Source organism: Streptomyces sp. NPDC002133 (assembly GCF_040296405.1).
Taxonomy (GTDB): Bacteria; Actinomycetota; Actinomycetes; order Streptomycetales; family Streptomycetaceae; genus Streptomyces.
In genome coordinates this window covers 36444-51286 of the sequence record NZ_JBEOXF010000001.1, presented here as the reverse complement: position 1 = coordinate 51286, position 14843 = coordinate 36444, and the positions used below count along the sequence as shown (strand labels likewise).

Sequence of the window (14843 nt, the reverse complement as noted above, 5' to 3'; positions counted from 1 at the left end):
TACGAAGGGGAAATGCGATGAGAGCACTGACGTTGTACGGAGCCGTCGGCTCCTTGGTCCTGTCGGCGCTGGCCGCCACACCGGCGGGCGGTGCCGGCGCGCCCCCCGGTGACGACCTCCTCACCCCCGAGGGCCGCGGCACCGTCGTCGCCGCGGCACGCGCGAAGATCGCCGGGATCTCGTTCGGCGTCTGCCCCGAGGTGGAGGACCTACCGAAGCACGTCGAGTGCGGCACGTTCGCGGTCCCGCTCGACTACGCCGATCCGCTGGGCCGTCAGATCCGGCTCACCGTCAGCCGGGTGAAGGCCAAGGGCACGCCCGCGGAGCGCCAGGGCGCGCTCGTCTACAACCCCGGCGGGCCCGGCGGCTCGGGCATGTACTTCCCGAAGGCGTCCAGGCACCCCCAGTGGAAGCGGATCGCCGCGGCGTACGACCTGGTCGGCTACGCCCCCCGCGGCGTGGGCCGCTCAGCCCCGCTGTCCTGCCAGATCCCGTCCGACTTCACGAAGGCCCCGACGCACACACCGGCCGAGCCCTCGGCCGCGTACAAGCTGGAGCGGATCGCCCGGGCGAAGACCTATGCGCAGGGCTGCGCCCGGAACGCGGGCGCGGACCTGCGCCACTTCCACTCGCTCAACAACGCCCGCGACCTGGAGGTGCTGCGGGCCGCACTGGGCGAGGAGCGGCTCACCTTCCTCGGCTCCTCGTACGGCACGTACCTGGGCGCCCTGCACGCCACGCTCTTCCCTGGGCATGTGCGGCGCATGGTCCTCGACTCGGCGGTCGACCCGACCCCGTCGAACATCTGGTACCGCAGCAATCTGACGCAGTCGCTCGCCTTCGAACGCCGGTGGGCCGACTTCCGCGCCTGGGTCGCCCGGCACCACAAGACCTACGGTCTGGGGTCGACACCCCAGCAGGTGCTGCTCAGTTACGAGAAGGCCCGGGCCCGGCTGTCGCTCGAGCCGGCGGGCGGCACGGTGGGGACCGTGCAGTTGCAGCGGGCGTTCCTGCAGGCCGGCTACTACGACGACTACTGGCCGCGGCGGGCGCACGCGCTCTCGGAGTATCTGAAGGGCAATCACGGGCCGCTGGTCGCACAGGCCGCCCCGGATCCGGACGATGCGGCCGAGACGGAGAACGGCGACGCCGTCTACACGGCCGTAGAGTGCAACGACGCGCCCTGGCCCACGGACTGGAACGTGTGGGACCGCGACAACACGGCGCTGGCTCGCCGGGCGCCGTTCGAGACCTGGGCCAACGTGTGGATGAACCTGCCGTGCGCGTACTGGTCCGGACCCCGGCAGCAGCCGCTCGACGTGCGCACCGGTCCCGGCGAGATCCCGCCCGTGCTGATCCTGGCGGCGGAGCGGGACGGGGCGACGCCGTACGCGGGTGCGCAGGAGCTGCAGCGGCGGCTCGACGGCTCGGTGCTGGTCACGGAGCGGGGTGCCGGTACGCACGGCATCGCGGCCGGCGAGAACGCGTGCATCAACGGGCACATGCAGACGTATCTGCTGACCGGCAGAACGCCGGTGCGGCGCGCGGACTGCGCGCCGCACCCGGAGCCGGACCCGGTGTCGGTGGACCAGCGGGCGGTCGAGCGCGCGCTGCCGCCGGCTGTCTGATCTTCCGGGTCAAAAGGGGACGGGCCGCACCCGCGGCCCGCCCCAGGTCCTGCGAAGCCGTCAGGCCAGGCCCGCCACCAGATCCGCGACCGACTTGCGTCGTCCGGTGTAGAACGGGACCTCCTCGCGGACGTGCCTGCGGGCCTCGGAGGCGCGCAGGTGGCGCATGAGGTCGACGATGCGGTAGAGCTCGTCGGCCTCGAAGGCGAGGACCCACTCATAGTCGCCGAGGGAGAACGAGGCGACCGTGTTCGCGCGCACGTCCGGGAAGCTGCGTGCCATCCTGCCGTGGTCCGCGAGCATGCGGCGGCGGTCCTCGTCGGGCAGCAGGTACCAGTCGTACGAGCGCACGAAGGGGTACACCGAGACGTAGTCGCGGGCCGTCTCGTCGGCGAGGAAGGCCGGGATGTGCGACTTGTTGAACTCGGCGGGGCGGTGCAGGGCCATGTTCGACCACACCGGCTCCAGGGCGCGGCCCAGCTTCGTGCGGCGGAAGAGGTTGTACGCCTCCTGGAGCTGTTCCGCGGTCTCCGCGTGCCACCAGATCAACACGTCGGCGTCGGCCCGCAGGCCGGACACGTCGTACGTGCCGCGAACGGTGACGTCTTTCGCGGCGAGCTGGTCGAACAGCTCCTGGACCTCGTCGGCGTACCCGGCGCGGTCCTCGGGCAGTACGTCGCGCAGCTTGAAAACTGACCACAGGGTGTAGCGGATGACCTCGTTGAGGTCCTTCGCCTTCTTACCGGCATTCGGGATCTTTTCGGGCGCACTCATAGGTCTATTCTCGCCCGTCACGGACAGTACCGGGCACCAGGGGGGCCGTGGCGATGATCTCGTCCGCCGCACGCCGGCCGCTGCCGATGCACGCGGGGATGCCCACGCCGTCGTACGCGGCACCGCAGACGCGCAGCCCGGGCAGCTTGGCGACGGCGTCGCGGACGCGGGCGACCCGCGCCAGATGCCCGACCGGGTACTGCGGCAGTCCGCCGACCCAGCGGGTCACCTCGCTCGCCACGGGACCGACCGTGAGGCCGGTCGCCGCGCCGAGGTCGCTCAGCGACACGTCGACGAGCTCGGAGTCCTCGCGCTGGAGGTGATCCTCCTCGCCGTAGCGGCCGACGGAGGTGCGCAGCAGGAACAGATCGGGGGCGGCGTCGGACACCCAGCTCCACTTCTGTCCCGAGAAGGTGGACGCCTTGATGGTGCGGCCGTCGACGGGCGGGACGAGAAAGCCGGAGCCGGCGGGCAGCCGGCCGGCCAGGTCGGAGCGTCGGAAGGCGAGGGTGACGAGCGCCATCGAGGCGTACTCGACGGCGGCGAGCTCGGCGGACGCGGCCGGGGACTCGGCGGCGAGCAGCGCGGACGCGGACCAGGCGGGGGCCGCGAGGATCACCCCGTCGGCGAGGAGCGGCCGTCCGTCGGCGACGATCTCCCACACCGGGGTGCCCCCGGCGCCGGACTCCCGGTCCTCGCGGGTCACCCGGCGCAGCGAGGTCACCGGGGTCTCGGTGAGGATCTCCCCGCCCCCGGCGCGTACGGCGTCGGCCACGGCGAGCGGCAGCGTGCCGATACCGCCTTCGAGGCCCAGGAAGACGGGGCCCGTCTCCGGCTGCTGCGCGGCGCGGTGCTGGATCTCGCGGACGCCGTCGAGCAGGGAGCCGTGGGTCCTGGCGGCCTCGAAAAGGGCGGGGACGGCGGCCCGCATGGAGATGCGGTAGGCGTCGCCCGCGTACACACCGCCGAGGAGCGGCTCCACCAGCCGGTCGACGACCTCGCGGCCGAGTCGCTCGGCGACGAAGGCGCCGACGGCGACGTCGTCGCCGAGTTCGGCAGGGGGCAGGTCCCGCTCGTGCTCGATCCGGGCGAGGCCCTCCGCGGAGAGCAGCCCGGAGAGCGCGTCGGCGCCGCCCGGCACGCCCATGACATGGCCCTTGGGCATCGGGCGCAGTGCGTCGCGGGTCCACACGGACGCGGTGGTCGTCGCCGGGGGCTGCAGCCGGTCCGCGAGTCCGACGGCCCGCGCCAGGTCGACGGCCTCGGGGCGGCGGGCGAGCATCGACTCGGCGCCGAGGTCGACGGGGGCCCCGGCGATCTCGCCTGCCAGGAGCTTGCCGCCGAGCTGCGCGGTCGCCTCCAGCAGGGTCACGCGCACGCCGGAGGAGAGCAGCCGGTGCGCGGCGGCGAGTCCGGCGATGCCGCCGCCTATGACGACGACGTGGGCCGCGTGTGTGTCCGTCCCGGTGTCCGTGCGTGTGTCCGCGTTCATGCGTCCACTCTCTCAAACCGCGTGCCACGGGCCGTAATGAGTCCTGACCGTGACCGCTTCGGAACCGCGAACAGGCAACCCGCTCCCCCACCCCGCACGTCGAACCGTCACCATCCACCACCATCCCTGGGGGGACCGACATGCGTGCACGGCGTCTCACGTTGGGGGCAGCGGCACTGCTCACCGCCTCACTCGCACTCGCCGGCTGCGGTGCGGCCGACAACATCACCGAGAGCTCCGAGAAGGGGGCGGCTGCGGCTCCGGACCACAAGAGCGGCGGTCAGGGACCTGCGGCCGACTCGGGTTACGCGGCGAAGAAGCCCGCCGACGCCCAGGCGCCCGAGGAGGCACAGGGGCAGGGGCAGGACAAGGGGCAGGCGGCGAGGAGGCCGGCGACGGCCGCGACGCACGTCATCCGCACCGCCGAGCTGTCCGTGGAGGTCAAGGACGCGACCAAGGCGCTCGCCGCCGTGCGTACGACCGTGGAGACTGCAGGCGGACATGTCGCCGGCGAGACCACCGAGCGTGTCGACGACACCCATGTGATGTCACGCATCGTGCTGCGCGTCCCACAGGACCGGTACGCCTCGGTTCTCGCCGACCTCGCGGGCGCAGGAAAGCTGCTGACGCGCAAGGCGAACGCGCAGGACGTCACCGACCAGGTCGTCGACGTGGAGAGCCGCATCGCGACCCAGCGGGCGAGTGTCACACGGGTGCGGGAGCTGATGGACAGGGCCACCCGGCTGAGCGATGTGGTCACGCTGGAGGGCGAGCTGAGCAACCGTCAGGCGGAGCTGGAGTCGCTGCTGGCCCAGCAGGCGTCGCTGAAGGACCGTACGTCGCTGGCGACGATCACGCTCGAGCTGTCGGAGAAGGAGCGGAAGGAGCCGCCGGCACAGGAGGACGACCCCGGTTTCCTGGACGCGCTGAAGGGCGGCTGGGAGGCCCTGGTGGAGACCGTGCGGTGGATCGGCCTGGTGCTGGGTGCGGTGGCGCCGTTCGCGGCGGTGATCGCGGTGCTGTACGCGGTGTGGCGGTGGCTGGTCCGGCCGTGGCGGCAGCGCGGCGGCGCTGCCACGGCGGCGGCTGCTCCGGTCCCGGCTCCGGCCGCGGACCCCGTTCCGGCGCCCGCTCCGGCCCCCGAGCAGGACTGAACGGCCGTCCCACGTAGCGTGTTCCGCATGGGACACCAACGACTCGTGGTCATCGGCGGCGATGCGGCGGGCATGTCCGCCGCATCGCAGGCCCGCAGGTTCAAGGGCGCGGAGGAGCTCGAGATCGTCGCCTTCGAGCGCTCCCATTTCGCCTCGTACTCCGCGTGCGGCATTCCGTACTGGGTCGGCGGCGACGTTCCGGAGCGGGACGACCTGATCGCGCGTACCCCCGAGGAGCACCGGGCGCGCGGCATCGATCTGCGGATGCGCACCGAGGTCACGGAGCTCGACATCGCGGGGCAGCGGGTCAGGTCCCGGGACCTGGAGTCGGGTGCCGAGTCGTGGACGGGCTTCGACAAGCTCGTCATCGCGACCGGCGCCCGGCCGGTGCGCCCCCGGCTGCCCGGGATCGACGCCCCGGGGGTGCACGGCATCCAGACCCTCGACGACGGCCAGGCGCTGCTGAGCACCCTCGACCGCATCGAGGGGCGGCGGGCGGTCGTCGTCGGCGCGGGCTACATCGGCGTGGAGATGGCCGAGGCGCTGCTGAACCACGGCTTCGACGTCACCGTCGTCAACCGCGGCGCACAGCCGATGGCCACCCTCGACCCGGACATGGGCCGGCTCGTGCACGATGCGATGGACGGACTGGGCATCACGACGGTCGACGACGCCGAGGTCACCCAGATCCTGACGGGCCAGGACGCGGCGGTACCTCCCGTGCCCGGAGGGCCACGGGAGAAGGTCCGCGCGGTCGCCACGGCGGACGCCGAGTATCCGGCGGACGTCGTCGTGCTCGGCATCGGCGTGGAACCGGAGACGACCCTCGCGGGCGCGGCCGGACTGCCGCTCGGGGCGTACGGGGGTCTGCTCACCGATCTCGCGATGCGCGTGCGCGGCCACGAGAACGTCTGGGCGGGCGGCGACTGCGTGGAGGTGCTGGACCTGGTGTCGGGCCGCGAACGCCACGTCCCGCTCGGCACGCACGCCAACAAGCACGGCCAGGTCATCGGCGCGGGGGTGGGCGGCGGCTACGCGACCTTCCCCGGGGTCGTGGGCACGGCCGTGAGCAAGGTCTGCGACCTGGAGATCGCCCGCACCGGTCTGCGCGAGAAGGACGCCCGCGAGGTGGGGCTCCGGTTCGTGACCGCGACGATCGAGTCGACGAGCCGCGCGGGCTACTTCCCGGGTGCGGCCCCGATGACGGTCAAGATGCTGGCCGAGCGCCGCACGGGCCGGCTGCTCGGGGTCCAGATCGTCGGCCGCGAGGGGGCGGCGAAGCGCGTGGACGTCGCGGCGGTCGCGCTGACGGCCGGGATGACGGTGGAGCAGATGACCGCCCTGGACCTGGGCTACGCGCCGCCGTTCTCACCGGTGTGGGACCCGGTGCTGGTCGCGGCGCGCAAGGCGATGGCGGCCGTGCGGGAGGCGGGGGGCTGAGCCCTCGCCCCCCGCACCGCCGCGCGTCGTTCCGCCGGGCCTCAGCGTGCGGTCGCGGTGTGGACGTGCTCCACGAGGCGGGTCAGCGCGTCAGGGTCTGTGCTGGGCAGGACGCCGTGGCCCAGGTTGAAGACATGGCCCTCCAGACCGGCGGCGTCGTCGAGGACCTCGCGGGTCTTGGCCTCGACCGCCTCCCGGGACGAGAAGAGGACCGCCGGGTCCAGGTTGCCCTGCAGCGCCTTGCCGGGCCCGACGCGGCGGGCGGCCTCGCCCAGCGGGACGCGCCAGTCGACGCCGACGACGTCCGCGCCGGCCCCGCCCATCAGGCCGAGGAGCTCGCCCGTGCCGACGCCGAAGTGGATGCGTGGGACGCCGTACGCCTCGACCGCACGGAACACCTTCGCGGACGCGGGCATCACCGAGCGCCGGTAGTCGACGGGGGCGAGCGCGCCGACCCAGGAGTCGAAGAGCTGCACGGCGGACGCGCCGGCCTCGATCTGCACCTTCAGGAAGGCCGAGGTGATGTCCGCGAGCCGGTCCAGCAGGTCGGCCCAGAGCTGCGGGTCGCCGTACATGAGGGCCTTGGTGTGCTCGTGGTTGCGGGACGGCCCGCCCTCGACGAGATAGCTGGCGAGGGTGAAGGGAGCGCCCGCGAAGCCGATGAGCGGGGTCGGGCCCAGTTCGCCGGTGAGCATGCCGATCGCCTCCGTGACGTACGCGACGTCGTCGGGGGTGAGATCGCGCAGCCGCGCGAGGTCCTCGCGGCGGCGGATCGGCTCGGCGACGACCGGGCCCACGCCCGGCTTGATGTCGAGGTCGATGCCGATGGCCTTGAGCGGGACGACGATGTCGCTGAAGTAGATCGCGGCGTCGACCTTGTGGCGGCGCACCGGCTGCAGCGTGATCTCGGTGACCAGCTCCGGCCGCATGCACGACTCCAGCATCGGGATGCCTTCGCGCACTTTCAGGTACTCGGGCAGCGAGCGCCCCGCCTGTCGCATGAACCAGACCGGCGTGTGCGGTACGGGCTCACGCCTGCACGCCTTGAGGAAGGCGGAGTCGCGCGTGGCGGGAGTCTTCGTCTGGTGGCCCGAAGGGCTGTCGTTGGCGCTCACGTCCAGAATCTTCGCATGTGCGCGCAAGGAGCTCGGCCGGGCCGGGTGTCCCTCCCTGCACGCGGCGCGCGTTCCGCTTACTCTTCCCCGCATGGCTGCGGCTCAGGGACAGTTTTCGGAACAACCCGACGGCGCTGACGGCACGGACAGCGCGGAGGGGAAACCCGTCCCGCGCGCGTTCCGGCTGGCGGTGGACGCGCTGGGGGCGGCGCGGCTTCGGCCGGAGCTCGAGGTCGATCCGACCCGCCCCCCGCAGCGCCTCGCGCCGCACGCGTACGCCCTGGAGGCGGCGGTCGTCGACGGCGAGGAGGACCTCGCGGACGGCAGGCTCGTGCTGCTGCACGACCCGTCGGGGCACGAGGCCTGGCAGGGCACGTTCCGGCTCGTGACGCTCGTACGGGCGGAGCTGGAGCCGGAGATGGCGGCGGACCCGCTGCTTCCGGAGGTCTGCTGGTCCTGGCTGACCGGGGCCCTGGAGGCGCGAGGGCTCTTCTACGGGGAGGCCGCCGGCACCGTCACCCGGGCGGGGTCTCACTACTTCGGAGGACTCGCAGACCGCCTCCCGGCGACGCAGATCGAGATCCGGGCCTCCTGGACCCCGCGGGAAGGCCGGGACGGGGTTCCGGACACGGCCGCGCATCTCGCGGCCTGGTGCGACCTGCTGTGCCAGGTCGCGGGCCTGCCGCCGTCCGGCGCCGGCGACGTGCCGGACACGGGCGGTGTCGTGACGCTGCCGCAGCGCCGGGGGCCGCGGACGCCGTAGGCCAGGACGGCAGGCCCTCTGGTCCTGCGACTGCTCGTGCTCGTGCCTGCTCGTGCTCCTGCTCCTCGCCGGTACCGTCGGCCGGACCCGGGTGTCCGCGCGCCGCAGCCTCCGATTCCGAGTGGTGGGCCGCTGCGCGCCCGCCCTCCGTGTCGATGCCCGGCTCCGTCGCGTGTACGGGCCACAGGCACGCACGCCCGTGGCCACGGGGGGGGGGTGCGCCCACGGACTCATAGGATGATCGATCAGGCGTCCGAATTGCCGGAATTGTTACTCACCAAATCGTGATCTTTCTCTAAAGGCGGGTGGGTTTGGTGCCGAAGAGGTGGTGACCCTTCAAGCACGGTTCGCCCCGGCTTCATCCCCGAGCCGGCGCCGTCCCGCACCTTTCCAGGAGGCCTGGTGTCCGTTCTCCTCGAGCAGCCCGCAAGCCTGGTCGCCTACCGCCCGAACAAGCCGACGGCCATGGTCGTCGTGGCCGACCCGCGCGTCCGCTCCACCGTCACCCGCCACCTGTGGGCCCTCGGAGTACGTGACGTCATCGAAGCGTCGTCCATCGCGGAGGCCCGTCCCCGCGTCGGCAACCCGCGCGACATCTGCGTGGCCGACGTCCACCTGCCCGACGGTTCCGGGCTGACCCTGCTGTCCGAGACCCGCGCGGCGGGCTGGCCCAACGGGCTGGCCCTCTCCGCGGCCGACGACATCGGCGCGGTCCGCAACGCGCTGGCGGGCGGGGTCAAGGGCTATGTCGTCACCGGTACGCGCACGAACCTCGGACACCCGGTCCGCCCCGGCGCCGCCCCCATCGGCTCGGCCGCCGCCCGGATGCACCGCCGTCCCCCGGGGGCCCCGAGCCACCCCGGCGGCTACCGCGAGCTGTCCGGCCGCGAGGTGGAGGTGCTCCGGCTCGTCGCCGAGGGTCAGTCGAACAAGGCGATCGGCGTCTCGATGGGCCTGTCTGCGCTGACGGTGAAGAGCCACCTCGCCCGCATCGCGCGCAAGCTCGGCACGGGCGACCGGGCCGGGATGGTGGCCGTGGCGCTGCGCACCGGCATCATCCACTGATTCCCTTTACAAAGGACCCTCGCCCGTCGACGGAACGTTCCGTCGACGGGCGGCTTCCGTTCACAGATACCCTTGACAGGTGACCGACGCCCAAGACACCGCAGCAGAGCCAGACCTGCGAACCACCGGGGGCGGCCCCCCGGACGACGTCGAACCGGCGCCGATCCCCCTGCTGGAGCCGCGCGAGGGCATTCCTCCGGTGGTCTCCACGCCCGAGGCCCTCGAGTCCGTCGTCGCCGCGTTCGCCGGCGGCAGCGGGCCCGTCGCCGTGGACGCCGAGCGGGCGTCCGGCTACCGCTACGGCCAGCGGGCGTATCTCGTACAGCTGCGCCGCGAGGGCGCGGGCACCGCGCTGATCGACCCCGTCGGCTGCGACGACCTGTCCGCGCTGGGCGAGGCGCTCGCCGGTACGGAGTGGATCCTGCACGCGGCCACACAGGATCTGCCCTGCCTGCGCGAAATAGGCATGGTGCCGACCCGGCTCTTCGACACCGAGCTGGCCGGGCGGCTCGCGGGGTTCCCGCGGGTGGGGCTCGGCGCGATGGTCGAGTCGGTCCTCGGCTACGCACTGGAGAAGGGTCACTCGGCGGTGGACTGGTCGACGCGGCCGCTGCCCGAGCCGTGGCTGCGGTACGCGGCGCTGGACGTGGAGTTGCTCGTCGACCTGCGGGACGCGCTGGAGAAGGAGCTGGACCGGCAGGGCAAGCTCGACTGGGCACAGCAGGAGTTCGACGCGATCGCCTCGGCACCCCCGGCACCGCCGCGGAAGGATCCGTGGCGGCGTACGTCGGGGATGCACAAGGTGCGGCGGCGGCGCCAGATGGCGGTCGTACGGGAGCTGTGGACCGCGCGCGACAAGGTGGCGCAGCGGCGTGACGTGTCCCCCGGGAAGGTCCTGAGCGATGCCGCGATCGTGGAGGCGGCGCTGGCACTTCCGCTGAACGTGCACGCGCTGACCGCACTGCCCGGCTTCGGGCACCGGATGGGCCGGCGTCAGCTCGAGCAGTGGCAGGCGTCCGTGGACCGCGCCCGGGCCCTGCCGGACGCGGAGCTGCCGCAGCCCGGACAGCCGGTCGCGGGTCCGCCGCCGCCGCGCTCCTGGGCGGACAAGGACCCGGCCGCGGCGGCGCGGTTGTCGGCGGCGCGGGCTGGGGTGTCCACGCTGGCGGAGCAGCTGAACCTGCCGCAGGAGAACCTGATCACGCCGGACACGGTGCGGCGTGTGTGCTGGGAGCCGCCGCAGGAGCGGACACCGGAGGCGGTCGGGGCGATGCTGGCGGCGTACGGCGCCCGCCCGTGGCAGATCGAGCAGGTGACCCCCCTGCTGACCCGGGCCCTCTCGGCGACGGCCTGACGCGGCTCCCTCCGGGGCTGCGGCCCGGGTGCCGCCCGGTGCCGCGGGCGCGGTCGCCGTGGCCGGTGCCGCCGGGCGTCCGGTGTGTCCGTCCTCAAGGTCCCCCTGTGCCCTGCGACGTGGGGGGACCCGGGGCGGGCTTGGTGCGGCTGCTGTCGGTGGGTCGGGGGCCGGGCCCTCTCCGGGCTCGCCTCCTCGAAATCGGTGGGTGCGGCGTCGTCCGGCACCAGCGCCCGATTTCTGCGGGGACGCCCCTGCACGGCCCCGCGCCGGCCGTCCCCCGACTGCGGCCCGGTGGGTGGTACCAAACCTGATGTGCGGCGCGCGGCGCGGGCGATGACCGGCGGTGCGAGGCGGCGCGCGCGCCGTAACGCATGCCGTCCCGGATGCGAGCCCCGGAGCGGCCTCGGACGGCAACCGACCCGGCACGGGGCAATCCCGCACCCGGAACCGCCGAACGCGCCCGGAGTGTCACGTGTGACCTTCACCGCTCCCGCCGCAGGGGGTGGGCAACGTGGTTACCCACAAGTAGCATGAGGGAAGCAAGCGCGCGCTTAGCCGTGCGCCCGCAGCAGTGCCATCCCGCACCCTGGAGGAGAGCCATCGTGCCTCGTACCGTCAGGGACGTCGTCTTCGTCGACGGCGTCCGCACCCCGTTCGGCAAGGCGGGCCCGAAGGGCATCTACCACGAGACCCGCGCCGACGATCTTGTCGTGAAGGCCATCCGGGAGCTGCTGCGCCGCAACCCGGGTCTCGACCCCGCGAAGATCGACGAGGTCGCCATCGCCGCGACCACGCAGATCGGCGACCAGGGTCTGACCCTGGGCCGCACCGCCGGCATCCTCGCCGGGCTGCCGCAGTCGGTCCCGGGCTACTCGATCGACCGCATGTGCGCCGGCGCGCTCACCGCCGTCACCACCACCGCCGGGTCGATCGCGTTCGGCGCGTACGACGCCGTCATCGCCGGTGGCGTCGAGCACATGGGCCGCCACCCGATGGGCGAGGGCGTCGACCCGAACCCGCGTTTCGTGTCGGAGAAGCTCGTCGACGAGTCGGCCCTCTTCATGGGCATGACCGCGGAGAACCTGCACGACCGCTACCCGCAGATCACCAAGCAGCGCGCCGACGAGTACGCCGTCCGCTCGCAGGAGAAGGCCGCCAAGGCGTACGCCAACGGCAAGATCCAGCAGGACCTCGTCCCGATCTCGGTGCGCCGCACGAGCCCCGAGGCCGGCGAGACCGGCTGGGGCCTGGTCACCGCCGACGAGCCGATGCGCCCGGGCACGACCCTGGAGAACCTCTCCGGTCTGAAGACCCCGTTCCGCGTCCACGGCCGCGTCACCGCCGGTAACGCCGCGGGCCTGAACGACGGCGCCACCGCCTCGATCATCGCCTCCGAGGACTTCGCCCGCGAGCACAACCTCCCGGTCAAGATGCGCCTCGTCTCGTACGCCTTCGCCGGCGTCGAGCCCGAGGTCATGGGCTACGGCCCGATCCCGGCGACCGAGAAGGCCCTCGCCAAGGCCGGCCTCTCGATCGAGGACATCAACCTCTTCGAGATCAACGAGGCCTTCGCCGTCCAGGTCCTGGCCTTCCTCGAGCACTACGGCATCGCCGACGACGACGCCCGCGTCAACCAGTACGGCGGCGCCATCGCGTACGGTCACCCCCTCGCCTCCTCCGGCGTGCGTCTGATGACGCAGCTGGCGCGGCAGTTCGAGGAGCAGCCGGAGGTCCGCTACGGCCTCACCACCATGTGCGTCGGCTTCGGCATGGGCGCCACGGTGATCTGGGAGAACCCGCACCACAAGGACGCCGGAGGCAACAAGTGAGCACCACCGCTGAGCTCTTGAAGGGTGCGGCCGAGCTGTTCCCGGACGAGGTCGTCACGCAGGCGCACGTGCGCCACCTCGACCTCCCCGGCGGCGCGGGCAGGTTCGCCCTCATCACGCTGGACAACGACTTCGACCACACCAAGCCGACCACCTTCGGCCCGCAGTCCCTCGCGAACCTCAATACCGCGATCGACCAGGTCGAGGCCGAGGCCGCGAACGGTGACATCGTCGGCGCCGGCGTCACCGGCAAACCGTTCATCTTCGCCGTCGGCGCCGACCTCAAGGGCGTCGAGCTGCTCAAGCAGCACGCGGACGCGCTCGCCATCGGCAAGGGCGGCCACGACGTCTTCAAGCGGCTCGCCTCCCTCGCCGTCCCGACGTTCGCGTACTACAACGGCGCGGCGATGGGCGGCGGTGTCGAGGTCGGTCTGCACTGCACTTACCGCACCGTCTCCAAGGCCCTGCCGGCCTTCTCCCTCCCCGAGGTCTTCCTCGGCCTGGTGCCGGGCTGGGGCGGCTGCACGATCCTGCCGAACCTGATCGGCGCCGACCGCGCGGTCTCGGTCGTCATCGAGAACTCGCTCAACCAGAACAAGCAGCTCAAGGGCGCGCAGGTCTTCGAGCTCGGCATCGCCGACGCGATCTTCGAGGGCGCCGACTTCCTGGAGCAGTCGCTGATCTGGACGGCGTCCGTCCTCAAGGGCGAGATCGCGGTCGAGCGCGCGGAGATCGACCGCGGTGAGGCCTGGGACCAGGCCGTCGCCCGCGGCCGGTTCATCGCCGACTCCAAGGTGCACGGCGCGGCCCCCGCCGCGTACCGCGCCCTCGACATCATCGAGGCGGCCAAGGACGGCGACCTCCAGAAGGGCTTCGACGCCGAGGACACCGCGCTCGCCGACCTCATCATGGGCGGCGAACTGCGCTCCGGCATCTACGCCTTCAACCTGGTGCAGAAGCGCGGCAAGCGTCCCGCCGGTGCCCCGGACAAGAGCCTGGCCCGCCCGGTCACCAAGGTCGGTGTCGTCGGCGCCGGTCTGATGGCCTCTCAGCTGGCGCTGCTGTTCCTGCGCCGCCTGGAGGTCCCGGTCGTCCTCACGGACATCGACCAGGAGCGCGTCGACAAGGGTGTGGGCTACGTCCACGCCGAGATCGAGAAGCTGCTGGGCAAGGGCAGGATCAACCAGGACAAGGCCAACCGTCTCAAGGCCCTGGTCACCGGTGTCCTGGACAAGGCCGAGGGCTTCGCGGACGCGGACTTCATCATCGAGGCCGTGTTCGAGGAGATGTCCGTCAAGCAGAAGGTGTTCGCGGAGGTCGAGGCGGTCGCCCCGGCGCACGCGATCCTCGCCACCAACACCTCCTCGCTGTCGGTCTCCGAGATGGCCTCCAAGCTCCAGCACCCGGAGCGCGTGGTCGGCTTCCACTTCTTCAACCCGGTCGCGGTGCTCCCGCTGCTGGAGATCGTCCGCGGTGAGAAGACCGACGACGCCTCGCTGGCCACGGCCTTCGGCGTCGCCAAGAAGCTGAAGAAGACCGCGGTGCTGACGAAGGACGCCCCGGCGTTCGTCGTGAACCGCATCCTGACCCGCTTCATGGGCGAGATCCAGAACGTCATCGACGAGGGCACCCCGGTCGCCACCGCCGAGAAGGCCATCGAGCCCCTCGGCCTCCCGATGTCGCCGCTGGTCCTGCTGGAGCTGGTCGGCCCGGCCATCGGTCTGCACGTCTCCGAGACCCTGAACCGCGCCTTCCCGGAGCGCTTCACGGTGTCCCCGAACCTCAAGGCGGTCGTCGAGGCGGGCAAGCGCGGCTTCTACGTGTACGACTCCGGCAAGCCGGAGCTCGACCCCGAGGTCGCCGCGCTGCTCAAGCAGGGCGACACGGTCCTGACGGAGGAGCAGGTCCGCGCCCGCGTCCTGGACGCGGTCGCGCAGGAGATCGGGCTGATGCTGGAGGAGGGTGTCGTCGCCGAGGCGCAGGACATCGACCTCTGCCTGATCACCGGCGCCGGCTGGCCCTTCCACCTGGGCGGCATCACGCCGTACCTGGACCGCGAGGGCGTCAGCGAGCGCGTGAACGGCAAGAAGTTCCTGGCGCAGGGCGTCGCGAGCGTGCCCGCGTAAGGGACAACACCGCCTGACAGCACGGCGAAGGGCCGTACGGGATCCGTCCCGTACGGCCCTTCCGCCTGCCCGGCCCGATGACCGGGCGACGGCGCCGACG

Annotated in this window: 11 protein-coding genes; 8 read left to right on the top strand and 3 right to left on the bottom strand. The window is 72.4% G+C overall.

Annotation, left to right across the window (positions count from 1 at the left end):
- Nucleotides 1-17: 17 nt before the first annotated feature.
- A complete protein-coding gene (locus ABT078_RS00180) occupies nt 18-1628 on the top strand; it encodes an alpha/beta hydrolase (RefSeq protein ID WP_351222134.1) in 1611 nt (536 codons plus the stop codon).
- 60 nt (nt 1629-1688) lie between these two features.
- Here ABT078_RS00180 and hemQ read toward each other — a convergent pair whose 3' ends face one another.
- Both hemQ and hemG read right to left on the bottom strand, forming a co-directional pair.
- Nucleotides 1689-2402, bottom strand: coding sequence for a hydrogen peroxide-dependent heme synthase (hemQ, locus tag ABT078_RS00175; protein WP_351222132.1), 714 nt, complete (start codon nt 2400-2402; stop codon nt 1689-1691).
- 4 nt (nt 2403-2406) lie between these two features.
- Entirely contained in the window at nt 2407-3894 is a 1488-nt protein-coding gene (hemG, locus tag ABT078_RS00170; protein ID WP_351222130.1) for a protoporphyrinogen oxidase, read from the bottom strand.
- A 140-nt stretch (nt 3895-4034) separates the two neighbouring features.
- Between hemG and ABT078_RS00165 the strand changes: the two genes are divergently transcribed.
- Nucleotides 4035-5048, top strand: coding sequence for a DUF4349 domain-containing protein (locus ABT078_RS00165; RefSeq protein WP_351222128.1), 1014 nt, complete (start codon nt 4035-4037; stop codon nt 5046-5048).
- A 27-nt stretch (nt 5049-5075) separates the two neighbouring features.
- Complete coding sequence (locus ABT078_RS00160; protein WP_351222126.1) at nt 5076-6488, top strand: FAD-dependent oxidoreductase; 1413 nt, start codon at nt 5076-5078, stop codon at nt 6486-6488.
- Between the two features lie 41 nt (nt 6489-6529).
- Here the strand turns inward: ABT078_RS00160 and hemE are convergent, their stop codons facing one another.
- Nucleotides 6530-7603 carry a uroporphyrinogen decarboxylase gene (gene hemE, locus ABT078_RS00155; RefSeq protein ID WP_351222124.1) on the bottom strand — a complete coding sequence of 358 codons (1074 nt, stop codon included), beginning with the start codon at nt 7601-7603 and terminating at the stop codon, nt 6530-6532.
- A 91-nt stretch (nt 7604-7694) separates the two neighbouring features.
- Between hemE and ABT078_RS00150 the strand changes: the two genes are divergently transcribed.
- The 5 genes from ABT078_RS00150 to ABT078_RS00130 all read left to right on the top strand — a co-directional run bounded on the left by ABT078_RS00150 (nt 7695) and on the right by ABT078_RS00130 (nt 14743).
- Nucleotides 7695-8366, top strand: a complete 672-nt coding sequence (locus ABT078_RS00150) for a DUF3000 domain-containing protein (RefSeq protein WP_351222122.1) — start codon at nt 7695-7697, stop codon at nt 8364-8366.
- 402 nt (nt 8367-8768) lie between these two features.
- Nucleotides 8769-9431 carry a LuxR C-terminal-related transcriptional regulator gene (locus ABT078_RS00145; RefSeq protein WP_351222120.1) on the top strand — a complete coding sequence of 221 codons (663 nt, stop codon included), beginning with the start codon at nt 8769-8771 and terminating at the stop codon, nt 9429-9431.
- 79 nt (nt 9432-9510) lie between these two features.
- Entirely contained in the window at nt 9511-10785 is a 1275-nt protein-coding gene (locus ABT078_RS00140) for an HRDC domain-containing protein (protein WP_351222118.1), read from the top strand.
- A 605-nt stretch (nt 10786-11390) separates the two neighbouring features.
- Nucleotides 11391-12617: a thiolase family protein gene (locus ABT078_RS00135; protein WP_351222116.1), complete on the top strand. Its 1227-nt coding sequence runs from the start codon at nt 11391-11393 to the stop codon at nt 12615-12617.
- The gene (locus ABT078_RS00130; RefSeq protein WP_351222114.1) at nt 12614-14743 is read left to right on the top strand and encodes a 3-hydroxyacyl-CoA dehydrogenase NAD-binding domain-containing protein; all 2130 of its coding nucleotides are present in this window, start codon (nt 12614-12616) and stop codon (nt 14741-14743) included. Before ABT078_RS00135 ends, ABT078_RS00130 begins: the two co-directional genes overlap by 4 nt.
- Nucleotides 14744-14843 lie beyond the last annotated feature (100 nt).

Bases quoted from the DNA above. Each gene is read 5' to 3' on its own strand.
- ABT078_RS00180 (WP_351222134.1), top strand. From the start codon at position 18: ATGAGAGCACTGACGTTGTACGGAGCCGTCGGCTCCTTGGTCCTGTCG.
- hemQ (WP_351222132.1), bottom strand. From the start codon at position 2,402: ATGAGTGCGCCCGAAAAGATCCCGAATGCCGGTAAGAAGGCGAAGGAC.
- hemG (WP_351222130.1), bottom strand. From the start codon at position 3,894: ATGAACGCGGACACACGCACGGACACCGGGACGGACACACACGCGGCC.
- ABT078_RS00165 (WP_351222128.1), top strand. From the start codon at position 4,035: ATGCGTGCACGGCGTCTCACGTTGGGGGCAGCGGCACTGCTCACCGCC.
- ABT078_RS00160 (WP_351222126.1), top strand. From the start codon at position 5,076: ATGGGACACCAACGACTCGTGGTCATCGGCGGCGATGCGGCGGGCATG.
- ABT078_RS00150 (WP_351222122.1), top strand. From the start codon at position 7,695: ATGGCTGCGGCTCAGGGACAGTTTTCGGAACAACCCGACGGCGCTGAC.